24 protein-coding genes, 1 tRNA gene and 1 pseudogene are annotated in these 25,500 nt (G+C 64.7%); 10 read left to right on the top strand and 16 right to left on the bottom strand.

Annotated elements, in window-relative coordinates; translation table 11 throughout:
- Positions 1-4 precede the first annotated feature (4 nt).
- From GOACH_RS05120 to sp36, 5 genes are all read right to left on the bottom strand, one after another.
- Positions 5-1,126, bottom strand: a complete 1,122-nt coding sequence (locus GOACH_RS05120) for a flotillin family protein (RefSeq protein WP_005171575.1) — start codon at positions 1,124-1,126, stop codon at positions 5-7.
- Positions 1,127-1,231: 105 nt separating this feature from the next.
- On the bottom strand, positions 1,232-1,450 hold the full coding sequence (locus tag GOACH_RS05115) for an NfeD C-terminal domain-containing protein (RefSeq protein WP_005171573.1): 219 nt from the start codon (positions 1,448-1,450) through the stop codon (positions 1,232-1,234).
- Positions 1,451-1,532: 82 nt separating this feature from the next.
- Positions 1,533-2,297 (bottom strand): TSUP family transporter, encoded by a 765-nt coding sequence (locus tag GOACH_RS05110; protein WP_005171571.1) that lies wholly within the window; start codon positions 2,295-2,297, stop codon positions 1,533-1,535.
- 13 nt (positions 2,298-2,310) lie between these two features.
- Positions 2,311-2,787, bottom strand: coding sequence for a RidA family protein (locus GOACH_RS05105; protein WP_005171570.1), 477 nt, complete (start codon positions 2,785-2,787; stop codon positions 2,311-2,313).
- A 9-nt stretch (positions 2,788-2,796) separates the two neighbouring features.
- Positions 2,797-2,961: a Sp36 family protein gene (gene sp36 / locus GOACH_RS23615; RefSeq protein ID WP_005171569.1), complete on the bottom strand. Its 165-nt coding sequence runs from the start codon at positions 2,959-2,961 to the stop codon at positions 2,797-2,799.
- Positions 2,962-3,004: 43 nt separating this feature from the next.
- Here sp36 and bagA point away from each other — a divergent pair, with 43 nt between their 5' ends.
- The 4 genes from bagA to GOACH_RS24210 are packed head-to-tail and all read left to right on the top strand — an operon-like array spanning position 3,005 to position 5,973.
- A complete protein-coding gene (bagA, locus tag GOACH_RS05100; RefSeq protein ID WP_005171560.1) occupies positions 3,005-4,048 on the top strand; it encodes an ATPase BagA in 1,044 nt (347 codons plus the stop codon).
- The gene (gene bagB, locus GOACH_RS05095; RefSeq protein WP_005171559.1) at positions 4,048-5,157 is read left to right on the top strand and encodes an ArsA family ATPase; all 1,110 of its coding nucleotides are present in this window, start codon (positions 4,048-4,050) and stop codon (positions 5,155-5,157) included. The genes bagA and bagB overlap by 1 nt, the downstream gene beginning before the upstream one ends.
- A gap of 7 nt (positions 5,158-5,164) precedes the next feature.
- Positions 5,165-5,719: an alpha/beta fold hydrolase gene (locus GOACH_RS05090; RefSeq protein ID WP_005171556.1), complete on the top strand. Its 555-nt coding sequence runs from the start codon at positions 5,165-5,167 to the stop codon at positions 5,717-5,719.
- Positions 5,716-5,973 carry an alpha/beta fold hydrolase gene (locus tag GOACH_RS24210; protein WP_005171552.1) on the top strand — a complete coding sequence of 86 codons (258 nt, stop codon included), beginning with the start codon at positions 5,716-5,718 and terminating at the stop codon, positions 5,971-5,973. The genes GOACH_RS05090 and GOACH_RS24210 overlap by 4 nt, the downstream gene beginning before the upstream one ends.
- Positions 5,974-5,987: 14 nt before the next feature.
- Here GOACH_RS24210 and GOACH_RS23280 read toward each other — a convergent pair whose 3' ends face one another.
- The gene (locus GOACH_RS23280) at positions 5,988-6,299 is read right to left on the bottom strand and encodes a WhiB family transcriptional regulator (RefSeq protein ID WP_039993908.1); all 312 of its coding nucleotides are present in this window, start codon (positions 6,297-6,299) and stop codon (positions 5,988-5,990) included.
- Positions 6,300-6,690: 391 nt separating this feature from the next.
- On the opposite strand from GOACH_RS23280, the gene GOACH_RS05080 reads away from it, so the two are divergent.
- Both GOACH_RS05080 and GOACH_RS05075 read left to right on the top strand, forming a co-directional pair.
- A complete protein-coding gene (locus tag GOACH_RS05080; protein WP_040517785.1) occupies positions 6,691-9,144 on the top strand; it encodes a penicillin-binding protein in 2,454 nt (817 codons plus the stop codon).
- An 83-nt stretch (positions 9,145-9,227) separates the two neighbouring features.
- Complete coding sequence (locus GOACH_RS05075) at positions 9,228-10,268, top strand: metallophosphoesterase (RefSeq protein WP_005171544.1); 1,041 nt, start codon at positions 9,228-9,230, stop codon at positions 10,266-10,268.
- Between the two features lie 126 nt (positions 10,269-10,394).
- On the opposite strand, the gene GOACH_RS05070 is transcribed toward GOACH_RS05075, so the two are convergent.
- A tRNA-Pro gene (locus GOACH_RS05070) sits at positions 10,395-10,468 on the bottom strand.
- A gap of 313 nt (positions 10,469-10,781) precedes the next feature.
- Here GOACH_RS05070 and GOACH_RS24205 point away from each other — a divergent pair.
- The 4 genes and pseudogenes from GOACH_RS24205 (at position 10,782) to mdlC (ending at position 14,826) form a co-directional block, all read left to right on the top strand.
- Positions 10,782-11,188, top strand: a pseudogene (locus GOACH_RS24205) (DUF7144 family membrane protein).
- A gap of 168 nt (positions 11,189-11,356) precedes the next feature.
- Positions 11,357-11,989 (top strand): lipocalin family protein, encoded by a 633-nt coding sequence (locus GOACH_RS05065; RefSeq protein ID WP_005171543.1) that lies wholly within the window; start codon positions 11,357-11,359, stop codon positions 11,987-11,989.
- 87 nt (positions 11,990-12,076) lie between these two features.
- Positions 12,077-13,129 (top strand): acyl-CoA dehydrogenase family protein, encoded by a 1,053-nt coding sequence (locus GOACH_RS05060; protein WP_005171540.1) that lies wholly within the window; start codon positions 12,077-12,079, stop codon positions 13,127-13,129.
- A gap of 59 nt (positions 13,130-13,188) precedes the next feature.
- Positions 13,189-14,826 carry a benzoylformate decarboxylase gene (mdlC, locus tag GOACH_RS05055; protein ID WP_005171537.1) on the top strand — a complete coding sequence of 546 codons (1,638 nt, stop codon included), beginning with the start codon at positions 13,189-13,191 and terminating at the stop codon, positions 14,824-14,826.
- A 4-nt stretch (positions 14,827-14,830) separates the two neighbouring features.
- Here mdlC and GOACH_RS05050 read toward each other — a convergent pair whose 3' ends face one another.
- From GOACH_RS05050 to GOACH_RS05010, 9 genes are all read right to left on the bottom strand, one after another.
- Positions 14,831-16,192 (bottom strand): dipeptidase, encoded by a 1,362-nt coding sequence (locus GOACH_RS05050; RefSeq protein ID WP_005171533.1) that lies wholly within the window; start codon positions 16,190-16,192, stop codon positions 14,831-14,833.
- A 12-nt stretch (positions 16,193-16,204) separates the two neighbouring features.
- Entirely contained in the window at positions 16,205-17,245 is a 1,041-nt protein-coding gene (locus GOACH_RS05045) for a helix-turn-helix domain-containing protein (RefSeq protein ID WP_005171530.1), read from the bottom strand.
- The gene (locus GOACH_RS05040; protein ID WP_005171528.1) at positions 17,242-18,243 is read right to left on the bottom strand and encodes a helix-turn-helix domain-containing protein; all 1,002 of its coding nucleotides are present in this window, start codon (positions 18,241-18,243) and stop codon (positions 17,242-17,244) included. The genes GOACH_RS05045 and GOACH_RS05040 overlap by 4 nt, the downstream gene beginning before the upstream one ends.
- Positions 18,236-19,414 carry an AraC family transcriptional regulator gene (locus GOACH_RS05035; RefSeq protein WP_245551823.1) on the bottom strand — a complete coding sequence of 393 codons (1,179 nt, stop codon included), beginning with the start codon at positions 19,412-19,414 and terminating at the stop codon, positions 18,236-18,238. Before GOACH_RS05035 ends, GOACH_RS05040 begins: the two co-directional genes overlap by 8 nt.
- A complete protein-coding gene (locus GOACH_RS05030) occupies positions 19,404-20,438 on the bottom strand; it encodes an AraC family transcriptional regulator (protein ID WP_005171525.1) in 1,035 nt (344 codons plus the stop codon). The genes GOACH_RS05035 and GOACH_RS05030 overlap by 11 nt, the downstream gene beginning before the upstream one ends.
- Positions 20,439-20,444: 6 nt before the next feature.
- The gene (locus tag GOACH_RS05025) at positions 20,445-21,134 is read right to left on the bottom strand and encodes a hypothetical protein (RefSeq protein WP_005171523.1); all 690 of its coding nucleotides are present in this window, start codon (positions 21,132-21,134) and stop codon (positions 20,445-20,447) included.
- A 97-nt stretch (positions 21,135-21,231) separates the two neighbouring features.
- Complete coding sequence (gene gad, locus GOACH_RS05020) at positions 21,232-22,638, bottom strand: glutamate decarboxylase (protein ID WP_005171521.1); 1,407 nt, start codon at positions 22,636-22,638, stop codon at positions 21,232-21,234.
- 119 nt (positions 22,639-22,757) lie between these two features.
- On the bottom strand, positions 22,758-24,722 hold the full coding sequence (locus GOACH_RS05015; protein WP_005171519.1) for a YhgE/Pip domain-containing protein: 1,965 nt from the start codon (positions 24,720-24,722) through the stop codon (positions 22,758-22,760).
- Entirely contained in the window at positions 24,722-25,498 is a 777-nt protein-coding gene (locus GOACH_RS05010; RefSeq protein WP_005171517.1) for an ATP-binding cassette domain-containing protein, read from the bottom strand. The genes GOACH_RS05015 and GOACH_RS05010 overlap by 1 nt, the downstream gene beginning before the upstream one ends.
- Positions 25,499-25,500: the final 2 nt, after the last annotated feature.

Genomic DNA, 25,500 nt, shown 5'->3' with positions numbered 1-25,500 from the left:
GCTTCTACTGAGCAGACCCGTTCGGGCTCTGTTCGACGACGGGTCCCGCCTGAAGCTGGTCCTGCAGACTCCGCAGCAGGCCTGCACCCTGCGTGATCACGCCGGTCATGATCTCGTTCACGCCCTCGGCACCGTTGAACACGGTGAGGTTGGCCGAGCCGAGCCCCTTGGCAACCTCGGCGACGAGCTCTGGCAATTGATCGATCAACTGCTGATCGAGTGCGATGCGGTTGTTCTTCGCAGCAGCTTCAGACGAGATCTCGACTGCCTTCGCCTCGGCTTCGGCGAGGATCTGAGTCCGTCGCGCCTCGGCTTCCGCCGGCTTGACGACCTCCGAGATCAGTTGCTGCTCACGGAGGTCGGCCTGCGCCTGGGCCAGCACCGACTGCTCCCGGATGATCTCCTGGTTCACGCGCGCCTCCGCCAACGGACCGGCCTGCGCGGCTTCGGCATTGGCCTTGTCGGTCTCCGACTTGATCTCCGCGCGCTTGATCGACGTCTCGCGCTCGTAGTCGGCCTGGTTCCGCAGGGATTCCTGCTGAGCCTTGGCCGCCTCCTGATCGGCGCGTGCTCGCTCGACGGCGGCCTCCCGCTGCACCTTGGCGATGTTGGGCGCTGCTAGCGCATTGATGTAGCCCGAATCCATGTCGTCGATCGACTGGATCTGGAAGGAATCGACGACCAGCCCGATCGACCCCATCTCCCGCTTCGACGCCTCGAGCACCTGACGGGCGAGGGTGTCGCGCTCCCGGATGATCTGTTCGACGGTCATCGAGCCGACGATCGAACGCAGATGCCCCGAGAAGACCTGTCCGGTGAGCTGATTCATCTCGGCCTCCTGCTCGGAGATGAAACGCTGTCCGGCGTTGACGATCGACGCGACGTCGCCGCCGACCTTGTGCGCGATCACCGCGCGCACGTTCAACTGGATGCCCTGCGTCGTCACACAGACCTCGCGAATCGACGCCTCGTGCAACGCCATCGACAGATACCGCACCTTGCGGAAGAACGGCATCACCCATTTGCCGTGTCCGACAACGACGACGAACGGGGCGCCGTCATCGCCGGACTTCTTGCCCGAGATCAACATCGCTTCATCTGGTTCGGGAACGTGATAGCCGAGCATCGAACACTCCTCCTGCAGTAGGTCGGGTACAGCATGACGTAGCCGGGCCGCGCGTCGACATCCCGTGTCGTTCCTTCATCCGACGGCACGGGCGCACCGAACGGTTCACACGGTGCCGGGCGGGGCGATCCACCGTTCGACATCGACGACGCGTCCGGGAAGCACACGGACCACCAGGACGTCCGCCCCCTCGGCGATGGCCTCGCGCGCCTGCGCGAGGTACCTCTCGGTGCCGCCGCCGATACGTAGTTCGACCTCGCCGAGTGAATCCGGACCGCCGATCGCCAGCGTCACGACTCCGAGCACGCCGACCACGACATTCACCCCCGACCTCGATTCGGTGCCCCGACCCTATCGAAGCGGCCCGACACCCGAACGCGGTGGTCGAGCCCGCGCGGATGAGCGCTCATCCGCTCCACAGGTCATAACCGAGTTTCGCGACCATCACGACGACAACCGCCAGCAGGACCCACCGCACGAAAGAGCTACCCCGACCCAACGCCATGTGTGATCCGAGCTGTGCGCCCGCGATGTTTCCGACCGCGAGCGCCAGGCCGAGCAGCCACATCACGTGCCCCTGCGCTGCGAACACCGCAAGCGCTCCCAGGTTGGTGCCTGTGTTGATGACCTTCGCCATCGCCGAGCTCTCCAGAAAACTCGTACCGACCAGGGCGGTCAGCGTGATGATCAGGAATGTCCCGGTCCCCGGACCGAGCACACCGTCGTAGAAGGCGATGACGACGCCACATGTCACGAGCCCGAGAATGATGGACCGCCGCGACTTCCCGGTGACGTCGTGGGAACCGAAACGCGGATTGAAAGCGACGAACACGCCGACCACGACCAGCAGCACCAACACGATCGGGGTGAAGACATCGGCAGGCAGCAGCGCAGCGACAAGCGCACCGAGAGCCGAGAACACCACCGCGCAGAGGAAGACCGGGGCGAGGCGTCGAACATCCATCGGCACCCGACGGGAGTAGCGCCACGCCGCCGACAACGTCCCGAAGATCGCCATCAGCTTGTTGGTCCCGAGTGCCGTCGCGGGCGCGAGCCCGGGAGTGGTGATCAGCAGCGCCGGGATCATGATCAAGCCACCACCACCGACGACGGCGTCGACCCAGCCCGCGGCGACGGCCGCGCCGAAGAGCGCTACGACATCGAGACTCACCGATCGATGGATCTCACGATTCGGGCGCGACCTCGACGATCAGCTCGACCTCGACCGGAGACGCCAACGGAAGCTCGGCGACACCGACCGCCGACCGCGCGTGCACGCCGGCCTCCCCGAAGATGTCGGCCAATAGATCCGACGCCCCGTTCAGCACCTGCGGTTGACCGCAGAAACCCGGTCCGGAGGCCACGAACCCGGTCACCTTCACGATGCGGGTGATCGAATCGAGGCCGACTAGAGCGTCAATCGCTGCCAACGCATTGAGCGTGCACTGCCTGGCAGCGCTGATCGCCTGGTCGGGGGTGACGGTACCGTCGGCGCCCTCGTGGACCCTGCCACGGAACTCGAGCTCACCGGAGACGAAGGGCAACTGTCCGGACGTGTACACCAGGTTCCCGATGCGGACGGCCGGGACGTAGTTGGCCACCGGCTTGGCTGCGGGAGGCAGGACGATGCCGATCTGCGGCAGACGTTCACTCCAGCTCATCGGTTCTCCTCAGCCCTTGGGTCGCTTGAGATATGCCACGTGCTGTTCGCCGGTGGGGCCGGGCAACACGCTGACCAGCTCCCAGCCGTCAGCACCCCAGGTGTCGAGGATCTGTTTCGTCGCGTGCGTCAGCAGCGGCACCGTCGCGTACTCCCAGGCGGTCACTTCACTCATGGACCCACCCTATCTTGAGACACCCAGCATCTAAGGTGAAGCTGTGGCCGACAAAACAGCCGACGGGGAGTCGACGCCAGGCACCGCCGACGAAGCGGAGAACACCTGGCCCGAAAGCGCTTCACATGCACGCCTGCACTTCGTCTCGGGCAAGGGCGGAACCGGTAAGACGACCGTCGCCGCTGCGCTCGCGTTGGCGCTGGCCGCCGACGGGAAGCGGGTGCTGCTCGTCGAATGCGAGGGTCGTCAGGGAATCGCCCAGCTCTTCGACATTCCACCGCTCCCCCCGAACGACACCCGCATCGCGACCGCCGAGGGCGGCGGCGAGGTGTGGGCACTCGCGATCGACATCGAGCACGCCCTGCTCGAGTACCTCGACATGTTCTACAACCTGGGGTTCGCCGGGCGCGCGATGAAGCGCATAGGGGCAATCGATTTCGTGACCACGGTTGCGCCCGGCCTACGCGACGTGCTGCTCACCGGCAAGATCAAAGAACGCATCATCCACACCGACAAGGCAGGCAACCGTGTGTACGACGCCGTCGTCGTCGACGCACCGCCCACCGGCCGCATCGGCAACTTCCTCGACGTGACCACGGCAATGGCCGACCTCGCGAAGACCGGTCCGATCCGCAACCAGAGCGACGGCGTCGCGCGGCTCCTGCACTCCGACGAGACCGTTGTCCACCTCGTCACGCTGCTCGAGGCCATGCCCATCCAGGAAACCGTCGAGGCGGTCGACGATCTGCGATCCAAGAACGTCAACGTCGGGACACTGATCATCAACAAGGTCAGCCCCGTGTACCTGCCCGCCGACCGGATCGACGCGATCGCGGAGGGAGTCATCGACGCCCCGCGTATCGCGGGGAGTCTCGCCGACGCGGGGCTGCCGGTGTCCGACACCGACCTCGCAGGGCTGCTCACCGAGAGCATCGAGCACGCGACACGGCTGCAGGCCCAGCAGGTCGCCAAAGCCCAGCTCGACGAGGTCGAGGTGCCGACACTCGAACTACCACTGCTCGACGAGGGCATCGACCTCGGCTCGCTCTACAACCTGGCCAACCTGCTGCAGAAAGCCGGTGCGTGATGCCACTCGACCTCAAGATGGGCTCGGTGCTCACCGACCCTGAGACCCGCGTCGTGATCTGTTGCGGCGCAGGCGGTGTCGGAAAGACGACGACGGCCGCAGCGATGGCAGTCTACGCGGCCGAGCACGGCCGCAGTGTCGCGGTTCTCACCATCGATCCCGCCCGACGACTCGCGCAGTCTCTCGGCATGACCGAACTGACCAACGACCCGCAGCCCGTCGCCGTCGAACCACTCACCGAAGACGGCACAGGCTCTCTCGACGCGATGATGCTCGACATGCGACGCACCTTCGACGAGATGGTGCTCGAACACTCGACGCCTGAGCGTGCGGCGGCGATCATGGAGAACTCCTTTTATCAGACCGTCGCGTCGTCGTTCTCCGGCACGCAGGAGTACATGGCGATGGAGAAGCTCGGCAAGTTGCTCGAGCAGAATCGCTGGGACCTCATCGTCGTCGACACTCCACCGTCGCGGAATGCACTCGATTTCCTCGACGCTCCGCAACGACTCGGGTCGTTTCTGTCCGGGCGCCTGATGAAGGTGCTCGTCGGCGGCGGTCGCGGCGTGGGACGCATGGTGACCGGCGCGATGAGCCTGGCGATGCGGGGCGTGTCGACGATCATCGGCGGCGACATGCTGCGCGACGTCGCGACGTTCGTCCAGTCGCTCGATTCGATGTTCGGCGGCTTCCAGGAGCGGGCGCTGCGCACCTACGAACTACTCAAACAACCCGGCACCCGGTTCGCGGTGGTCGCGGCCGCGGAGCCCGACGCCCTGCGAGAGGCGGCGTTCTTCGTCGACCGACTCAGCGAGGAGTCGATGCCGCTCGCGGGGCTGATTCTCAACCGCACGCACCCGAACCTGACGACCATCTCCGAGGAAGCCGCCCACGTCGCGCTGGAGAGAATCACCGACGATCTCACCGAGGGCGTGCTGCGCCTGCACGCCGCGCGCGCGGCAACCGGCAAACGCGAGCTGCATCTGTTGCAGCGCTTCACCGCGTCGCATCCGACGGTGCCGATCGTCGGGGTCCCGTCGCTCCCGTTCGAGGTCGCCGACCTCGACGCCCTCCACGCCGTGGCGGAAGAGATCACCGGCAGGGGGTGACTGTCGGATGCCTCGAGGTGGGACGAGTCCGCGTGCCGCCGCATCGCTGCGCGGATTCGAGGGTCGTTACGTCGACGTCGCCGGTCACCGCGAATGGCATGAGGTCTCGGGTCAAGGCCCGTCGGTTGTGCTGCTGCACGGCGGCTACGGCGGCGCCTCGTCGTGGGCGCTGACAGCGCCCGCGCTGGTCGAGTCGGGATTCCGCGTGCACGTCCCCGAACGCCGCGGGCATGCGCGGACACCGGACGTCGACGGTCCGATCACCTACCAGGCGATGGCCGACGACACGATCTCGTATCTCGAAGACCACGTCGAAGGCCCGGCGCACCTCGTCGGCTGGAGCGATGGTGCGGCTGTGGCACTGTTGGCCGCCCGCGACCGGCAGGATCTGCTCGGGCGAATGGTGCTGATCGGCCAGTACTACAACGACGACGGCAAAGTGGCCGCGAGTCCGCTGACCGCGTTGCTCGATTCAGAGCGTGCGATGTCGGGCTGCGATCGCAGTACGCGGCGCTCTCTCCCGACGGCGCCGACCACTTCGCGACGTTCGATGCCAAGATGAAGCACCTTTTCGCGACCGAACCACGTATCGATCTGAACTCTCTGACGTCGATCACCACACCGACGATGGTTCTGCAGGGCGACCGCGACGAGGTCACACTCGACCACAGCTCGGCGGTCGTTGCCGCGCTCCCGCACGCGCGGCTAGCGGTGCTGCCGGGCAGTCACATGGTGCCTGCCGAACAACCTGAGGCCCTCAATGCACTGTTGATCTCGTTCCTGCGCAACGGATTTCCCCATTCACCGTGGGGCTGAGCGCTGCGGTGGGATCAGCCCGCAGAGACCTCGCGTCGACGACGCTGGGCCGCGAAGAACTCCGCCCACGAGGTCACCTCGGGATGCTGACGCAGCAACGCTCGACGCTGGCGTTCGGTCATACCACCCCACACACCGAACTCGACGCGGTTGTCGAGCGCATCGGCTCCGCATTCGAGTTGTACCGGGCAGTGGCGGCAGATGACCGCAGCCTTCCGCTGAGCCGCACCACGAACGAAGAGCTCATCGGGGTCCTCACCGCGGCAGCGCGCCCGTGACACCCACGTCAGTCGAGTTTCGTTGGTCGATACCGCCGATGTCGCCATGAGCCGACCCCTGTCCTTTGTCGTTGCGCGCTGTGCGCGACCCGTGCCCGGCACAACGACCGTGCGTCGTTGCCGGCGAATGCTCGCCTCTCACACCACGTCTGCCAACCGAAGCGACCGGACTACCGGAGATGTTCGCGCCACTTCACGTTCTAGATGTTATGTGAGTCACATTCTGTGTTCAATCTAAGGATCTGTGCATGCCTCCGCAACCCCTGAGGCGGACGAAAATGGCACAACCGTGCAAACTCGCAGGGAAACCGACAAATGCGTCTCCCGTCGGCTGACCGGTCACCGGATTCAGACCGCCAACGCCGACGGTCCGAGACCGCCACGCACCTCATCGGCGGGCCACGCGGATGTCTCAGAAATCACACGTATCCTGTCCCGTGTGCCGAAGTCGAAGAAGGTGTGGTCACTCGCCGGGGCATGCGTGTTGGCCGGCGTGCTCGTAGCCGGATTGCTCTATCCCGCAGCCAGCGGCGTGGGCATCGCGTCGAATCGTGCGGCGTCGGCAGTGGAGAACGTGTCGTCGGAACTGCTCAGCGGGACGCTGCCCGAGGTCACCACGATGACCGACGCAGCGGGGAACCCCATAGCGCGCCTGTTCGACCAGTACCGATACCAGGTCGGATACAACGACATCTCCCCCGACATGATCCGCGCGATCATCTCCATCGAGGACAGACGATTCCTCGAGCACGACGGCGTCGACTGGAAGGGCACGATCCGCGCGTTCCTGAAGAACTCGTCGTCGGGCGAGGTCCAGCAGGGCGCGTCGACGCTGGATCAGCAGTACATCAAGAACTATCAGCTCCTCGTCCTCGCGCGCACCGAAGCCGACAGGCAGGCGGCGATCGAGACGACGCCCGCCAGGAAGCTGCGCGAGGTGCGCATGGCGCTGACGATGGAGCAGTCGCTGCGCGATGAGGCCAAGCGCAAGGGCCTCGACGACGCCGCGGCCAAGCAGGAGGCGAAGAAGCAGATCGTCACCCGCTATCTCAACGTCGTGCCGTTCGGCAACAACGCCTACGGCATCGAAGCCGCTGCACAGACCTACTTCGGCAAGAGCGCCAAGGATCTCAACGTCGGAGAGTCAGCGCTACTGGCAGGCATGGTGCAGTCGAGTTCGGCGCTGAACCCCTACAGCAATCCCGAGGCCGCGACCGTGCGACGTAACACCGTCCTCGACACGATGATCGCGAACTTCCCCGAACGACGTGCCGAGCTCGAGGAGGCGAAGAAGGCGCCGCTCGGTGTCGTCGCGCAGCCGCGCACACCCGTCCAGGGCTGCATCGGTGCCGACAACAACGGCTTCTTCTGCGACTACGCGTTGCAGTTCCTCGCCGAGAACGGCATGTCCCGCTCGTCGGTCACGCGGGGCGGCTACATCATCCAGACCACACTCGACCCCGAGGTTCAGCGCAACACCATCCGGTCCGCGCAGGCCAACGTCAGCCCGGACGCCGACGGCGTGGCAGGCGTGATGAGTGTGATCCGGCCGGGCACGCAGTCGCACGACGTCCTGTCGATGGCATCGAGCCGCGACTACGGCCTCAACACCAACGCCGCGCAGACTGTGCAGCCACAACCGTTCTCGCTCGTCGGCGACGGAGCCGGCTCGGTCTTCAAGATCTTCACCGTCGCCGCGGGACTCGAGAAGGGGTTGCCTGGCAACTCCAACATCCCCGTGCCGGGCAGCGTCGCAGTCGAGGGCATGGGCGACAGCGGCGGAGCCTACGGGTGTCCGGCCAACTATTACTGTGTCAAGAACGACGGCAGGTATCCCGCGTCGATGTCCATCACGCAGGCTCTCGCACAGTCACCCAACACTGCCTTCGTCAAGTTGCTGCAGCAGGTCGGCGTGAAGCCGGCTGTCGACATGGCCGTCCGACTGGGTATGCGGTCATACACGGTGCCCGGGTCGTCGGGGTATGGCGACAAGAGCATCGCGCAGTACGTCAAGGACGGCAACCTCGGTTCGTTCACGCTCGGCCCCTGGCCGGTCAACGCGATCGAGTTGTCGAACGTGGCGGCGACCCTCGGCTCGGGTGGCACGTGGTGCCCTCCGAATCCGATCAAGTCGATCAGCAAGATCAAACGTGATCAGTACGGCAACCGCGTGCTCGACCCCGACGGCAAGGCCGCGACCACTCCGGTCGCGTTCAATCCGCCCGCATGCGAGAAGGTCGTCGAACCTGGTCTTGCCAACACGATGGCCAACCTCATGAGCCAGGACGACAAGGGTGGCGGTACCTCGGCAGGCGCCGCCGGTGCCGCTGGCTGGAACCTCCCGGTGTCGGGAAAGACCGGTACGACCGAGGCGCACCGCTCGGCGGCGTTCGTCGGATTCACCAACCAGATGGCCGCGGCCACCTACGTCTACTCCGACGGCCCCAATCCCTCGGGTGTGTGTTCAGGACCGGCACGGCTGTGCGGTGAGGGCGACATCTACGGCGGTATGGAACCCGCGCGGACCTGGTACTCGGCGCTGACGCCGATCGCGACCAAGTTCGGCCCGGTCAACCTCCCGCCGTCGGATCCGCGCTACATGAACGGCAACAACAGTGGCCGAATACCGCAGGTCACCGGCCTACCGGCGAGTGACGCGACCTCACGCCTACAGGGTGCCGGTTTCAAGGTGAACCAGCTCGAGGTCGACAGCAGCCGCAAGCAGGGGACGGTGGTGTTCACCGCTCCGTCCGACTCCGCGATGCCGGGCAGCACCATCACGATCTACGTCAGCAACGGCCGCAAGGGCGACAACGGAGACGATTCGGGGCCGACGCAGACCACAGTGCAGGTGCCGGGCGTCGGTCCGGTGGTGATCCAGCTCCCCGGGTGATCGCGGCCAAGCGAGTCGCGCCAGGGGTCGCGGTGTTTCCGCGGAGGTGGTTCACCTGCGACGGTGACGAGTATCCTGGGTGAATGTCTGATGTCCACTCGGATGCCGCATCACGGTTGCGGACCGTTCTCTCTTCTGTCGCGTCCTCGTCCGGGTCCGTTCGCGAACAACTGGCGTCGCATCGCGCCGCGCGCGCCATCGGCGTCGCGGCCGGGCTCGCTGCCGGTGGGCTCTTCTATTCGACGGTGATCGAGCGCAACGCCTTCACACTGCGCCACGCCACCATGTCCGTGCTCGAGCCGGGCGCGGCGCCACTGCGGGTCCTGCACATCAGCGATCTGCACATGATGCCGAACCAGCGCCTCAAGCAGGCATGGGTATCCGAACTCGAATCCCTCGAGCCCGACCTCGTCGTCAACACCGGCGACAACCTCGCCCATCCGGGCGCAGTACCTGCCGTGATCCAGTCTCTTGGCGGATTACTCTCTCGCCCAGGGCTTTTCGTGTTCGGATCGAACGATTATTTCGGCCCGAGCCCCAAGAACCCGCTCAAGTACTTCAACACCGACCACGAACGCAGCCACGGCACACCGCTGCCCTGGCAGGATCTGCGGGCAGCCTTCATCGAGCGCGGCTGGCTCGATGCGACACACTCCGTACGCGAACTCGAGGTCGCCGGGGTGAGGGTCGTTGCGTCGGGTGTCGACGACCCGCACATCGAGCGAGACCGCTACGAAACGATCGCAGGCCGCCCGAATCCGCTCGCACATCTACGTCTCGGGCTGACGCACTCACCCGAGCCGCGCGTTCTCGACCGCTTCGCCGACGACGGCTACGACCTCGTGATGGCGGGCCACACCCACGGTGGCCAACTCTGTCTGCCCGGAATCGGGGCGATCGTCACCAACTGCCACCTCGACCGCTCACGCGTCAAGGGACCGTCGAATTGGGGTACGGCGATGAAGTTGCACGTCAGTGCCGGACTCGGTACCTCTCCGTGGGCCCCCGCACGTTTCTGCTGCCGGCCAGAGGCCAGCCTTCTCACGCTGACGCCCGTCTCCCACGGCGACGCAGAGTTCGACGAAGACCACTCGCTGCCGCAGCTGGCCTCCGAAACGCGCTGAGGCGAGACCGCACAAGTAGACACTGCACAGAAAAAGAGACCCTGACCGGATCGCTCCGGGTCAGGGTCTCTCTACTTCTCAACCACAAGAAGTGCTCTCGGACGCGGCACTGCCGTCATCCTCCAGTCGGGGTGGCGGGATTCGAACCCACGACCTCTTCGTCCCGAACGAAGCGCGCTACCAAGCTGCGCCACACCCCGTGTGCAACCTGCGATAGCTTACCCCCGAGAGTGCCCACCCACTAAATCGGCTGGTCAGGACGATGCCGGATCCACTGGCAGCGATCCGATCCCGGCAGCGGCGGACCGGGTGATCTGAGGCCTGTGGAGCGGATGCCACCGCACACGTGTGACGGATATCGGACTCGGAAAGCGGTTTTTGAGACAAGGTTTGGCATCACTACACCGCGAAAGGGCCACATCTGCCACTGTGGTCACTAATGTCCACAGCAGAACAATCACCTCTCGACCAGCGCGACCATCATCGGAATCTACATGCGAAAGGTACGGGCACATGAGTAGTGAGTTCGAGAAGTACGAAACAAAACAAGGAACCGCTTTCGGAATCACCGTCGTGGCGGCTGCACTTTTGTTCGTGGCGGCATCGTCGGAATCTTCGCCGGAATCTCTGCAATCGCGGGCGACGACATCTATGTCGCCACTCCCGATTACATCTACGAGTTCAACCTCACCACGTGGGGCTGGATTCATCTGATCGTCGGCATCATCGCAATCATCGTCGCGGGCGGACTCGCGGTCGGCTCAGGATGGGCACGGGTCTCGGCCATCATCATCGCGTCCCTCTCGATCATCACGCAGTTCCTGTGGCTCCCCTACAACCCGTGGTGGGCGATCCTCATCATCGTCCTCGACCTCATCGTCATCTGGGCGGTGGCCACCTGGCAACCCGACGTCGTCTGACGCGCGGCCATCGCTACGCCCGGCGGGCGGACCCTCTTCGGGTCCGCCCGCTTCGCTGTCTCGGCAGACACACAATCGCGCGCGCCGATCAACCCATCCGTCTGCCCGGCGGCGTCGAATGCACCAGCGTTCGGTGAAGAACGCCCACTCGATCCCAGGAGTCCCCCGATGCACACGCACCGCCCCGCCCGGATACTCGTCGCCCTCACCACCATGCTGCTCGCGGTCGTCACAGCGCTGCTCTCGAACGTCGCGCCCGCCCACGCCGACACCACACTGCAACCGGTCAAGAACCTCGACGTCGAGCGCTACCTCGGGACCTGGTGGCAGCAGGCGACCATCCCTGCGTTCTACGGCTTCCGCTGCGCCAAGGACACCAACGCCACCTACACCCTGATCAATGCGACGACGGTCGGCGTCGACAACAAGTGCACGAGTTTCACCGGACAGCCCGACGGCATCAAGGGCAAAGCGACCGTCGTCGACCCGAAGAAGAGCAATGCCGCACTCGCGGTTTCCTTTCCGGGAATCCCGAACACCATCAACACCGGGTCATTCCCGAATTACGTGATCGCGTGGGTGGCTGACGGCAAGAACCCCACGGGCCCGTATGAATACGCCATCGTCGGCGATCCGTTCCGACTGTCGGGTTTCGTTCTGTCCCGCGACAAGGTCATCAGCAACACTCAGTTGCACATGCTGCGACTGAAGACCGAATCATTGGGATTCAACTCCTGCACATTCCTGATTTCACCGATCACTGGCGGACGATCGGATTACTCACCGCTGTGCACGGTCTGACACCAGGCCTCGTGGGCGCGTGATCTCGCCCGCACGACAAGAGCGGACCCGCCATCTCGCTTCGGCCGGCGGGTTACGCTCGGTCGGGTGGACACTCGGCCAAGCCCCACCACTCTGATTGATTCTGCGTACCGGATCGCCGACGATCTGCTGTTCCCCGCCGCCGCCGAGGTCGATCGGACCGGGGAGGTACCCCCCATCCACTGGACCGCGCTTGCCGACGCCGGACTCTATGGAATCGCCGCACCGGAGACGGCGGGTGGACCAGGACTCGAGTTCACCCAGGTCATCGAAATCATCGAGGCCCTGACCAGTGGCTGCCTCTCGACCGCCTTCACCTGGCTGCAGCACCACGGTGTCGTCCTCTCGCTGGCGGTGACAACCAACGACGCGCTCCGCGACGAACTCTTCGACGACGCGGTGTCGGGGCGCATCCGTGGCGGCGTCGCCTACGCGGGCGCCGTGCCGACACCGCCACGCATGAGCGCAACCCGCACCGCCGACGGTTGGGTCTTCTCCGGTTACGCGCCGTTCGTCAGCGGATGGGGCAGCATCGACGTGCTGCAGATCTCGGCACGCGATGTCGACACCGACGACGTGATAGCCGCGATCGTCCCGACACACCCGATGTCGTCGGCGATCACGGTCTCACCGATGCGCCTCGCCGCGGGAAATGCCTCGCACACCGTCAGCCTGCGCATCGACTCCCTGTCCGTCCCCGATGCGCTGGTCGTCAGCCGCGTCGCCCTCGACGATTTCTTCGCCACCCAGAACACCGGAATCCGCCTCAACGGCACCCTGCCGTTCGGCATCCTCCGTCGGTGCGCAGCGCTGCTCGACCGCGCCGGTGCCACCAGGCCGGCACGCCGCCTCCGCGAGCGGGGTAGCGAGATCCGCACCCGCCTCGACAACTCGCTCGACGACGCCGGCGCTCTGCTCGCTGCGCGGGCCGACGGCGCGCAACTCGCCGTCGACGCGGCTGCGGCACTGGTCGCCGCCGAGGGCGGACGCGCGCTGATCGCCGGTAGCGACGCCGACAGGTTGTCGCGCGAGGCGACGTTCACTCTCGTGGCGGCGAGTAGGCCGGAGCTCAAAGGACTTCTACTGCAACGATTCAGCGGTCTGGACGACGTCGTCTGACCTCCTACTCGTCTCGGCGACGACGCATCGGCGAGCGCTCACATCGAAGGGAATCAGTCATGACAACGGTCCGGGAAGCCACCTATCAACTGTTGCGCGAACTCGGGATCACCACGGTGTTCGGCAATCCGGGGTCGACGGAGGAAACGTTCCTGCAGAACTTTCCGGACGACTTCGACTTCATTCTCTTACTCCACGAGGAGAGCGTCATCTCGACCGCCGACGGATACGCGCAGGCCATGCGTCGTCCGGTACTGGTCAACGTGCACACGGCCGCCGGGGTCAGCAACGCGATGGGCGGTCTACTCACCGCGGCCGCCAACCACACGCCGTTGATCGTCACCGCTGGCCAACAAACACGCGACATGCTGCTCCTCGAGCCGTGGTTGACCAATCCCGCCCCCGAGGAGCTCACACGTCCGTGGACCAAATGGGCTTATCAACCCGTGCGCCCACAGGACATCCCCGCCGCTTTCATGCGGGCCGTGGCCACCGCACTGCAACCGCCCGCGGGTCCGGTCTTCCTGTCGTTGCCGCTCGACGACTGGGATACCGAGATCGCCACGCCCGCGGCGATCCGACAGGTGGCAACGAGGGTCGCTCCCGACCCGACGCGCATCGCCGAGTTCGCTCATGCACTCTCGCACGCCGAGAATCCGGTCGTGGTGTACGGCGCCGACATCGCACGCGGCGACGGGTGGGCACAGGCGGTCGCGCTCGCCGAACGTGTGGGAGCGCCCGTCTACGCCGCACCGGCATCCGAACGTGCACCCTTTCCCGAGGACCATCCCCTCTATGCGGGTGGTCTACCGTTCGCGCAGGGTCCACTGTCCACCACCCTCGCCGGTCATGACGTCATCCTCGTGGTGGGCGCTCCGGTCTTCCGTTACTACCCGTGGGTTCCCGGCGACTACATCCCCGAGGGCTCTCGATTGCTGCACATCACCTCGGATCCGGGCGAATCCTCCCGCGCGCCCGTCGGTGACAGCCTCATCTCCGACCCGGTACTTGCGCTCGAATCACTCAGCGCACTGGTCACTACGAGAGAATCCACCGCGTCGATCGTGTGTCGCGAACACCGCATGGCACCGCATCCCTGCGCCGAACCGGCGGCTGTCACGGATGACCGCGACGACACCACACCACTGACACCGAGAGCGCTGTTCTCCATCGTTCGCGCCCACGTTCCGGCCGAGACCGTACTCGTCGAGGAGTCTCCGTCGAACCTCGCCGACCTCCATGCAGAATGGCCGATCACCGAGCCAGACTCGTTTTTCACCTTTGCCAGCGGCGCGCTGGGCATCGGACTCCCTGCGAGCGTAGGAATCGCTCTCGCAGAACGGGATTCGGGGCGCAATCGACCCGTCCTCGCGGTGATGGGAGACGGGTCGATCCAGTACACGATCCAGGCTCTCTATACTGCGGCGCAGCACTCGCTGCCGCTGGTGATCCTCGTCCTCGCCAACGCCGAGTACGCCATCCTCAAATCTTTCGGTGCACAGGAGAAGTCACCGAATGTGCCCGGCCTCGATCTCCCCAGTCTGCACACCGCGCGTCTGGCCGAGGGCTACGGCGTCACGGGCGTGGTGGCGCGCAGCGCCGTCGAGGTGCGCCGCGCCCTCGATGAAGCCGCGGATCGCACGGGTCCCACGCTCATCGAGGTCCCCGTGGATCCGACCGTTCCGCCACTGCTGTGAGCGGCTACTTCGTGGCGTAATCGCGCAGAAACAGCGCCTCCGCGAGCGCGAGATTCTCGATCTCCGATGGGTCGACGCTCTCGTTCGGTGCGTGGATCAGACACGACGGCTCCTCGACACCGAGCAGCATGATCTCGGCGTCGGGGAAGGTCTCCTGCAGCACTGTGCACAGCGGGATCGACCCGCCCTGCCCCTGCATCACCACATCGCGTCCGTAGGCGGCACCCATCGCGTCGACCAGTGCGTCGAAGGCGGGCCCCTCGGTCGATCCGGAGAACGGCGCGCCGATGGCCTCGCGCTCGCACGAGACCCTCACGTGCCACGGTGCGACGTCTTGCAGATGCGCGATCAGTGCGTCCTGCGCGGCTTTCGCATCCATCCCGGGCGGTACCCGGAGGTTGATGCGGGCACGCGCACGCGGCGTCACCGCGGCAGACGATCCGGCAACCGGCGAGCAGTCGATACCCAGGACAGTGGCGGCGGGTCTCGCCCACACCATGTCTGAGATACGGCCGGAGCCAACGACATCCACACCGTCGAGGACGGTCGCGTCGCGTCGGAAGTTCTCTGCGGGATAGTCGATGCCGTCGAACTCCTGGGTGGAGTCCAGGCCGCGGACGGTGGTGTTCCCGTGCTCGTCACGCAGGCTGGCCAGCATGGCGATCAGCGCGGCCAGCGCGTCGGGAGCAGCACCCCCGAACATGCCGGAATGCATTGCAGATTCTAATGTCTCGACGCTGACGACCACGTTCGCGATGCCCCGCAGACTCGTCGTCAGCGTCGGCTGTCCGACAGCACAGTTCCCGGAATCGCAAATGAGGATGGCGTCGGCTGCGAGTAGTTCGGGATGTTCTGGGACGAAGTTCTCGATGCCCCCGGAGCCCTGCTCCTCCGATCCCTCGCCGATGATCTTGATGTTCACCGAGGCTTCGCCCGCGAGTGCGCGCAGGGCCGTCAGATGAACCGCGATGTTGCCCTTGCAATCGGCGGCACCGCGCCCGTACCACCGTCCGTCACGCTCGGTGAGCGTCCAGGCGGGCGACTTCCACTCGCCGCCTTCGTCCATCGGCGGTTGCACGTCGTGATGGAAGTAGAGCAATACGGTCGGCGCGTCGGGCGGGCCGGGGATGTGGCCGGTCACGGCTTTACTGCCGTCGGAGGTCACATGGGCTTCGACATCGCTCACACCGAGGTTGGCGAACGCCGCGATCAGCCACTCGACCATCGCGTCGCAGTCCGGCGGCGGCTCACCTGCCGGATCGAAGACCGATTTGAAAGCGACCATCTCCACGAGATCGTTTCTGGTCTGGGGCATCAGTTCCCGTACACGGGTACGCAGGGTTTCGAGGTCCGTCGATGCGGTCATGCTTCGAGTAACTCACATCCAGGCGTGTGTGTCACGCCGACGTTCCCCGTCCTCGTCCTCCTCGACATCTCGACGGTGCTGTTGCCTCAATTGGTACTCACGCAGGCTCATGCCGAACTCCTGGCGGAAGCGATTGCGCAGCGTCGCCGACGAGGTGAAGCCCGATCCGTGCGCAACGGCGTCGACCGTCATCGCGGGGTGTGTCTCGATCAGCTGGCGAGCGTGTTCGAGACGTCGATCGGAGATGCACTGGGCAGGTGTCTGTCCACTACCGGAGAAATGTCGATACAACTGACGTCGCCCGATCCCGAGAAGCTCGGCCACAGAGTCTGCGGTGAAATCGGCATCGGCGAAGTGCCGGTCGATCGCCTCGCGGGCCGCAGCCAGCACCGCACGAGAGTTGTGTGTCGGCAATGCCGTGTCGTGCCCGAGAGTAGTGCGGATCAGGCTGATCGCGGCGAGTTCGTCCTCCTCGTCGATGTGCCGACCCTGCGCTGCCGCTTCCACAGCCAACGCCCGGACGAAGGCTGCCGTGGCCGCACCGAACGTCGACGTCGCAACCGATGGCAGGACATGCCCCGTCGGCGAGTTCAACTCCGGACCCATTCTGTCGGCAGGGATCATCAGCAATTCGCATACCGTGTCGAACCTTCCGACGAAGGGGCTCGCGGTGCTGGTGAGCACCAATTGGTCGGACCCGTAGCGCTTTTCGGTTCCGTACTGCGTGAGGCGGAGTGTCCCGTGCAGACGATGCACTGCCGCGATGACAAGGGGCATGTGCGCCTGGGCCTCGACGTCTTCTGCTGTTCTCGTGGTCTGTCGCGGCGTCGACAGTTCACACAGCGCGTGGATGATTGACAGTGGTCGGTAAAAGACAGTGACGCTGAATGCCCGGGGATCTCGTACCGCCACCCGCCCGAAGGCCGCCGAATACTGCTCGACTCCTTGTTCACCGCGCAATGTCATCGACGTGTCGGGCTCGGCTGCGGCCAACGAGCGCTTCCACGCCGCGATCGCGTCGCTATCGAGACGCACCGGCGCATCGGCGGTCATGACCGGGCCACCTTCTGCCGAAACTCGTTGGGGGTCACACCATAACGCGCTCGGAAACGGTTTCGCAGAGCACCCGTCGAGACAAAGCCTGCCGATTTCGCGACGTGGGCGACACTGAGTCCGTCACTGTCGGCCAGCATGCGATGCGCGAGTTCGAGGCGTCGTTCGACGATCGATTCCGCAGGCGAGAATCCCGCCGTCGCCAACTGCCGGTACAGCTGGCGACGACTCATATAGAGCCGCCGGGCGATCTCGTCGACGTCGAAATCGGGATCGCGATAGTTCTCGTCGATCAATCGCATCGCTGCTTCACGAACGAAACTTGCGTTGTCCCCCTCCCGTAGCGCTCTCAGAGTGCGTTGGCGTATCACGGCTCGCACCAGGTCGACGGCACCGAGTTCGGTTTCCAAATCGATATCGGCGCCGCGGACCGCTGACGCGTAAGCGAGGTTTGTGATGAACGAAGCCACAGCGCTCGCGAAAGGTGTGCTTAAGACAATCGGGCTCAGCGCACCCGCCCCGGGCTCCAGTTCGCTCGCGAGCAGTTCTGTCGGCACCCAGATTCCCACCGGGTCGGCCACAACCGAAGATCTGTACGTGTACGGAGCCCTGTTGTCGACGATCACCAGTCGGTCATCGGCGCCCAACGTACAGAGTTGGCCGTCCAGGTCAAGGGTCGCGGACACCGGCAGTCGCTGCGTCGCCACGACGACGAAGTCCGACGGGTAGTCGCCGATGAGTCGCTCGGTCCTCGCAGTCGCGCACGGCGTCCGCAGCAACGCGAAGGTCATGAGCACCGACAGCGGACGCCAGTAGGCGTACTCCTCCCACTCGGCGCTACTGCCGAGTGGTGTGACGTCCAGTGCCGGCATGTACTCCGCCAGTCCCCCGGCACCGACGCGGTGAAGCCGTCGTGTCCGGTTGGGACCGGGTGTCGCCGAGACCCCCACGCGGCGGCGCCACGCATCTACGACGCCAGGCGTCAACAACTCACTCATCCAGTCGAATTCCGTCCGATCTCGGGGACCTCACTTTCGTTACCTCGTCCTCGACGGGATGGCCATGATTCACAAGACCCGAGCAGACCATCCCGGCCGCTCTCTGAGCAGCGACGATGTCGCGATACTCGCGGGGAGAGAGATCGTACTCGGCCCTGAAGCGACTCCGCAGCGTGCTCGCGGAGACATATCCCGACCGTAGCGCGATCTGTTGCAGCGGCACAGGGGTTTCCTCCGCGAGCAGTTCGCGCGCGCGGGCGAGGCGCCGGGCGGCGATCAGCCGGGCAGGCGTCGCATCCTCGGCGTCGAAATGTCGATACAGGTGGCGTCGGCTCATGAATAGCTCCCGCGCGAGCGTGTCTGCGCAGAACGCGGGGTCGGCGAATCGCTTCTCGATCAGGTCGCGTACGGCGTCCTTCACCGACCGTGCGTTGTCGAGCAGTCGCCGGGCGTCGTGGTCCTGCCGATTCAGCGTCGCACGTATCAGGTCGATGACCACACGCTCGGTATCCGGGTCCGGGTCGGGATGCAGGCCGACGGCGGCGTCGGCGACGAAGCGTCGCAGGAACATCGCTGTTCCCCTTGTCAATGGACCATCCGGAACTCCGCGGAGCACTCGATCATCGCACCGTTGCACCGCCCCGAGCTCGACCTCGGGAATGAGCACCGCCGTGGAATCCGAGACCGACGTCGTCCAACTGGTGAACGGCACATCCATTCTGATGATCGCCACCTCATCGGGTCCGATCGTGTGCACCCGCCCGAACTGCTCGAGGTGACTCGCGCCCGATCCGTTCAGCACGACTGCGATCAACCCGCTCTTCGAGCGCTCGATGGAGGCTTCCGAGCGACGGATCCGACGCGCGGTGGACAGTTCGGCGCGTACGCGCACACTCGACAACGCACGTTGGTACACCAGTGCCTCAAAGGCATCTGCGTCGTCAGCCCACGCACTCGCGTGGCCTGAGTAGCGTAGGAGGCCGGGCATCCCGGAATAGACGTCGGGCGCCGACGCCGCATACGACAGTCCGAGCTCCGATCGCCAGCGCGCCACATCCGACGGCGTCAAACCTCCGGCACCAGACCGGCGTGGGCTTCCGGCGTTCCTCCTTCGATGGGCCTCGCTCGCCGAGATGCGGCACAGTCCGTCCGAGGGTGCTTCAGTTGTCATCGGAGTCCGCCTGATGTCTGAATCCGGTCTGATGTCTGAACTCAACGGGAGTCATCCCGTATCGTGCCGCGAACCGGTTGCGCAACGTCGCCACGGAGGAGAACCCCGACGCCCGTGCGACGGCTTTGAGTCCGAATGTACCTGTGCACGAAAGTAACTCGTGCGCCTTGTCGAGGCGTCTCTGCGCGATCATCTCGGCAGGCGACTCATCGAAGTCCGAGAGCCGTCGATAGAGTTGCCGCCGGCTGAGATGCAGCATCGCCGCAAGGGTGTCGGCATCGAACGCGGGATCGCGGTAGTTCCGGTCGATCACCTCCGAGACCCGCTCACGCAGGATCGTCGGACTGTCGAGCGCGCTGATCGTGCGAGCACGGTGCGGATTGAGGGTGGAGCGCAGCAGGTCTATCGCTGCCATCTCGGTGTCGACGTCGACGTCGGCCCCTCGCACCGCGACATCATGAGCGAAGTTTCGTAGGAAGACCGCGGTCGCGCGTGACAACGGCGAGTCGGCGATCACGGGATCCGATCCTGCGAGATCGTCCGCGTCGACCATCTCCGCGGGCACCCAGACACTCGAGAACTCCGCCACCGAATCGTTCGTCACCGCGAAGGGCTGCGACATCGACAGTGCGGCCAAGGGATTCGACCTCGCATACGAGTGCTCACGCCCACCTGCGATCACGTGCCCGTGCACGAGAGCATCGGTTGTCCCGAACAGGACGTAGGGAGAGTGCCGTTCGGCTATCCGCGCCGACGTCCGGCTCATGGTTGCCGGGGTTCGCAGCAACACATACGTCACCACCAGCGAGAGGGGCCGCCAGAAGAGATACTCGTCGAAGTCCGCGGGATCGCCGTCGGCATCGAGTGTGAAGGTCGGCATGTAGTTGTCGGCGCCGGAGCGCCCCTGACGGTGAAGTCGTCGAGAGCGGTTGCTGCCCAACTGGTTTGTCGTGCCCAGGCGGTGATGCCAGTCGTGAACCCGCTGCTGATCGAGACTACCGGGGAGATCGTCGGGATCCGTCATGTCATATCATCTCCCCTCGGTCGTCGACGACGTACTGCGTGCCGAATTGCGCGGCAGCACGATCATCGAGGACACAAAGAAGCAGACGGCGCCGATGAAGGTGCAGCTGTTGGCGAGGACATTGTCGACGGTGTTGCCGTTCGGAGTGATGTAGGCACCGTACGCACTCACGCCGAAGGCGATACACCCCACCATGTTGATCTGCACCGACCACCAGTTGACATCTCCGGGTTGCCAGGCCTTGTTGACGCGACTGTAGGCCACGATCGCGAACGCGCCACTGATGAGGAATGCCACCGATCCACCCGCGTCCGGCGACCACACGAGGTGTTTCTCCGAGGCGATCGAGTGTGCAGCGAGTGCAGACCCGGTACTGACGTTGAACATGAGAGTTCCGAAGAACTGCGTTGCAGCGCTGAGCCATTCGGCGCGGACCATGGTTCCTGGCGAATAGTCGACCGGAACCGTCACCGCGCCGCTGAGCATCAGCTGCACGAAGGCGGCGGCGGTGAAGAACCAGGCGCCGATGAAGTAGCAGATGTTGGCATTGGCAGCACCCATCCAGATACCAAGCCACGGCGCCGATCCCAACGCGAACAGCGCTGATCCGATCATGAAGCCCCAGCACTGCTTTCGCAGTGTGGGTGTCAACAGCGATCGGCGCCAGTCACTGCTGTCGAGGACGGTCGTACTCACGACGGATACCCACTCTTCGTAGACATGCAGACATCGATTCGGCGATCATCGCGTAGTCCGGGTGACCGGCGCGCCGCCGGCCGCCCGGACCCCCGCATCAGTGACTGAACCCCGGATGCTGCCCTTCTTTGGGGAGCGGGCCGGTGAGATCGTCAAGGAAGGCGACCTGCGTGGTGATCTCGGTGAGCAGCGCGGTTGCGAGGTCGTGGCTCATCCCGTTCTTCACGACGATGCGCTGCAGCGTCAGATCAGACATGTTGTCGGCCATCGGATACGCGGGGACCAGCCATCCCGAGAGACGTAGACGATCGGCGAGATCGTAGAGCGTCCACTTGTCGGTGTAGCCGTCCTTGAGCTTCCAGGCGAAGACGGGAATGGTGTCTCCCTTGCTGATCAACTCGAACGGTGCCATTTCGCCGATGTGCTTCGACAGATACTGCGCGACGTCGAGAGATCCCTGCTGAACCTGCCGATATCCCTCGAATCCCAGACGCAGGAAGTTGTAGTACTGCAACAGGATCTGCGCGCCCGGTCGCGAGAACGGGAGCGCCAGGGTCGGCATGTCGCCGCCGAGGTAACTGACGTGGAAGACAAGGCTTTCCGGCAGAGCCTCCTTGTCGCGCCACACCACCCACCCGATACCGGGATAGACGAGACCGAACTTGTGCCCGGAGGTGTTGATCGAGACCACACGCGGCACCCGGAAATCCCACTCGAGTTCCGGCTGGCAGAACGGTGCGATGAATCCGCCTGACGCGCCGTCGACGTGAATCTTGATGTCGAGGCCGGTGTCCTTCTCGATCTCGTCGAGCTTGGCGGCGATCTTCTTCACCGGCTCATAGAGACCGTTGTAGGTGACTCCCATGATGGCGACGACCCCGATGGTGTTCTCGTCGACGTACTTCTCGAGGTCTGTGCCGTCGAAGAGCACGTGCTCGGGGGTACACGGGACGAACCGCGCCTCGACATCCCAGTAGTTGCAGAACTTCTCCCAACACACCTGCACTGCCGCGGAGAGCACGAGGTTGGGTTTGTCGGTCGGCTTGCCCTCGGCCTTCCGCCTCTCCTGCCATTTCCGCTTGAGCGCCAGACCACCGAACATGCAGGCGTCCGACGATCCGACGGTCGAGGTTCCGATCGTGTTCGTGGGGTCAGGGGCATGCCAGAGATCGGCCATGATCTTCCAGCAGCGTTCTTCGATCGCCGCAGTCGCGGGATACTCGTCCTTGTCGATCGAGTTCTTGTCGTAGGTCTCCGCATAGATCCGGTTCGCGTGATCGTCCATCCAGGTCGTCACGAACGTGGCCAGGTTCAGTCGCGCGTTGCCGTCGAGAATGGCTTCGTCATGAACGATCTGATAGGCGGTCTCCGGCAGCATCGGCTCCGCCGGGATCGCGAACTTCGAGATCGTCGTCGCCTCACCGTCCCTCGAGAAGACCGGGAGGGCAAGTGAATCGTTGATGTTGGTCTTGAACCGGCTGTGCGTGTGATGTGTTTGGAACATCGCAATTCTCCTTTGATGACGATTGGGATGAGTGGTTCTTCAGAGGCGTTGGTGCGGAACAGGATTCGCACGAACCCGAGATGTTCTCAGACGTGTGGCGTTGATCCGTCGATCCCTCCTCAGACCTCTACCGGCGGGTACAGGCGATCCATGTTGTACTGCCTGTCCCGACGCGCCGCCCAGGTGGAGACCGCGAGGAAGACCAGGGTCAGCGCGGCCACGACGACCAACGACACCCAGAAGCGGGAGTCGACGCCCCCCACCGTCAACTGTCGAAGCCCGGTGACGGTGTAGGTCATCGGATCCACCCAGTGGATGTACTGGAAGGGTTTCGTCGTGGTGGGCACCGGATAGATGCCACCTGCCGACGTCAGCATGATCATCAGGAATGCCAGGGTCACCACGCGCCCGACCGCCGGCCCGAACAATGCGTTGAACATCTGGATCATCGCGAGGAACATCGCGACCATCAGAAGCATGAACCCGAAGGTCGCCCACGGATGTGTCGGACGCAGCCCGATCGCGAGCACCACCACGAGATAGAGAATCGTCGCCTGCAGGAACCCGACGAAGAACGTCGGCGCGTAGGACGCGAGCACCACGCGAAACGAGTTGAGCCCCTGAGCGATCGGTCGCGATTGGAGCGGTGTGAAGAGCATCCAGGCGATGATGCTACCGACGAAGAGCGCCAGTCCGAAGAAGAACGGGGTGAAGCCGGTACCGAATGTCTTGGCCTCGTTCAGCGTGTTCTCGTGCAGCGCGACAGGTTGCGACAGCGCGTTCGCGAACTGCTCCTTCTGTTTCTCCGACCACTTCGGGATCTCCTTGACACCGTCGTTGACCTTGCCGGCGAGCTGTTGCGTGCCTGCGGCGAGCTGCGTTGTGCCGGAGGCCAATTGGTTGGCGCCATCGCTGAGCTCGACCAGACCGGAGCTCAATTGATCGGCTCCACTGCTCAGTTCGTTCGCCGCGGTGCGCGCTGCGATCACGTCGCTACGGAGCCTGCCGCTCTCGAGCAGGGAGAGCGCCTGCCGGACCGGACTCTGTGGATTGTTCATCTGCGCCGAGAGCAACACCGCATCGGTTTTGACCTGGGTGAGCTGGTTGTTCGCGTCGGGTCCGAGTCCTTCGGTCCGCAGGTAGGTCTGCGCGGGCGACAACGCGCCCGCGAGCGCTCTGAGGTTCGGGTCACTGCTCGCCTGCAGTCGGGCCACGACGCCGTCGAGGGCTTGGCTCGCCTGCGACTGCGTCGTCGCAGCGTTGACCAATTGAGTGGAGACGGTCTGTGTGTTGGTGCCGAGGCGATTCGCGGCCGCGGTCAGCTCGGCCGACGAGATACCCGTCCCACCCGAATTGTCGAGCGCAGCGAGAATCGGATCTGTCGCACTGGTCACGGCGGAGTCGAGCTGGTTCAGTCCGCCGGCGAGCTGCCCCGCGCCGTTCTTCGCCGTGACGAGATTGGTGGAGAGCTCGTGTGCGCCGGTGTTGGCGGTCTTCATGCCCGCATTCAGTTGGTTGACACCGGCCTGGGCTTCTTTGAGTTTCGGAATCAGTTTGCTGACGTCGGTCAACACGATGTCGAAAGTCTGCGCCCCCACCTGCGCACTCACCTTGTTCACCACCTGCTGGGCGGCATCCTGTCCCATCACCGTGGACAGATAGTTGTTCGCATCGTTGTAGGTGAAGATCAGTCGTGCGGAATGCGGATTGTCCCCGGTGGGAGAGGCAACCGATTCGCTGAAGTCCTTCGGCAACGTGATCGAGAAGTAGTACTTGCCGTCACGCACGCCTTCGGCGGCCTGCTGTTCGGAGACCTCGTGCAGATCCAGCTGTTTGGAGTCGATCAACCCCTGGGCGACCTGGGCACCCGCGTCGAGTTTGTTTCCCTGCACCGTGGTGCCGACGTCGGCGTTGACCAGTGCCACCGGAATCTTGTCGACCGCATTGAACGGATTCCAAAAGGCCCACAGATACAACGCGCCGTACATGAGCGGCATCAGGATGATGACGATGAGCGCCAGACGTGGCATCCGGCCGCGGTAATAGCGTTTGAAATCGCTACCGGGAGAAAATGCAGCGAGCATCAGGCAGGGTCCTCGGTCTCGAGTTCGACGAACTCGTGGTCGGTCAGGTGGTGTACATCGATGACGTCGCGCACGCGTGCACCGGGAAACGTGCCGTTCACGTCTGCGGTGACGACCGTCTGGGTCTCGCCCAGAGCGGCGAGACGGTCGATGAGTTTCTGGGCGCTGTCGATCCTGGTGAGCCTGTCGACGCCGCCCACCACGAGCAGCGGTGGGCGGCGGATGTTCGCCACCGCGATACGCAGCAGGGCGGCGGTGAACTCCGGCAGTTCCTCGACGAAGTCATCGATGTCGGGAAGCGAGTAGGGCCCGAACACCGGCCGGCAGATACGTTCCATGTCGGCCGGAGTTGCTCGCGGTACCCACTTGTACCACTTTGCCGCCCAACGGATCTGCTCGGTGATCACGTCGCGGACTCTGATGGTCTGTTCGATACCGTCCACCTCGTCGATCCAGGCGATCGCAGCCCGGGAGAACAGGTATTGGGCGTTGTTCGTCTTCCCGAAGGCATGCAACTTTCCCGACGACGGCCGCATCCGTCCACCCAGGGTCAGCAGCAGCGCCGTGCGCCCACGCCCCCCGGACCCGACCAACACCGTGAGCCCGCCCTCGCGGATGGTGACGTCGGTCGGACCGTAGATGGGCCCCCACGACGCCCGCACCCCTATCGCCTCCGCCCGGAGGAGCACGTCGCCTTCGGGCACACCCTGGACCGCGATCGGAGCCGTCGCCTGATCGTCCGGCGAGAACGTGGCATCGCGCGCTGACTCAGACATGT

It is taken from the genome of Gordonia aichiensis NBRC 108223 (assembly GCF_000332975.1).
Lineage (GTDB): Bacteria > Actinomycetota > Actinomycetes > Mycobacteriales > Mycobacteriaceae > Gordonia > Gordonia aichiensis.
This window is presented reverse-complemented; position numbering and strand designations above follow the sequence as displayed.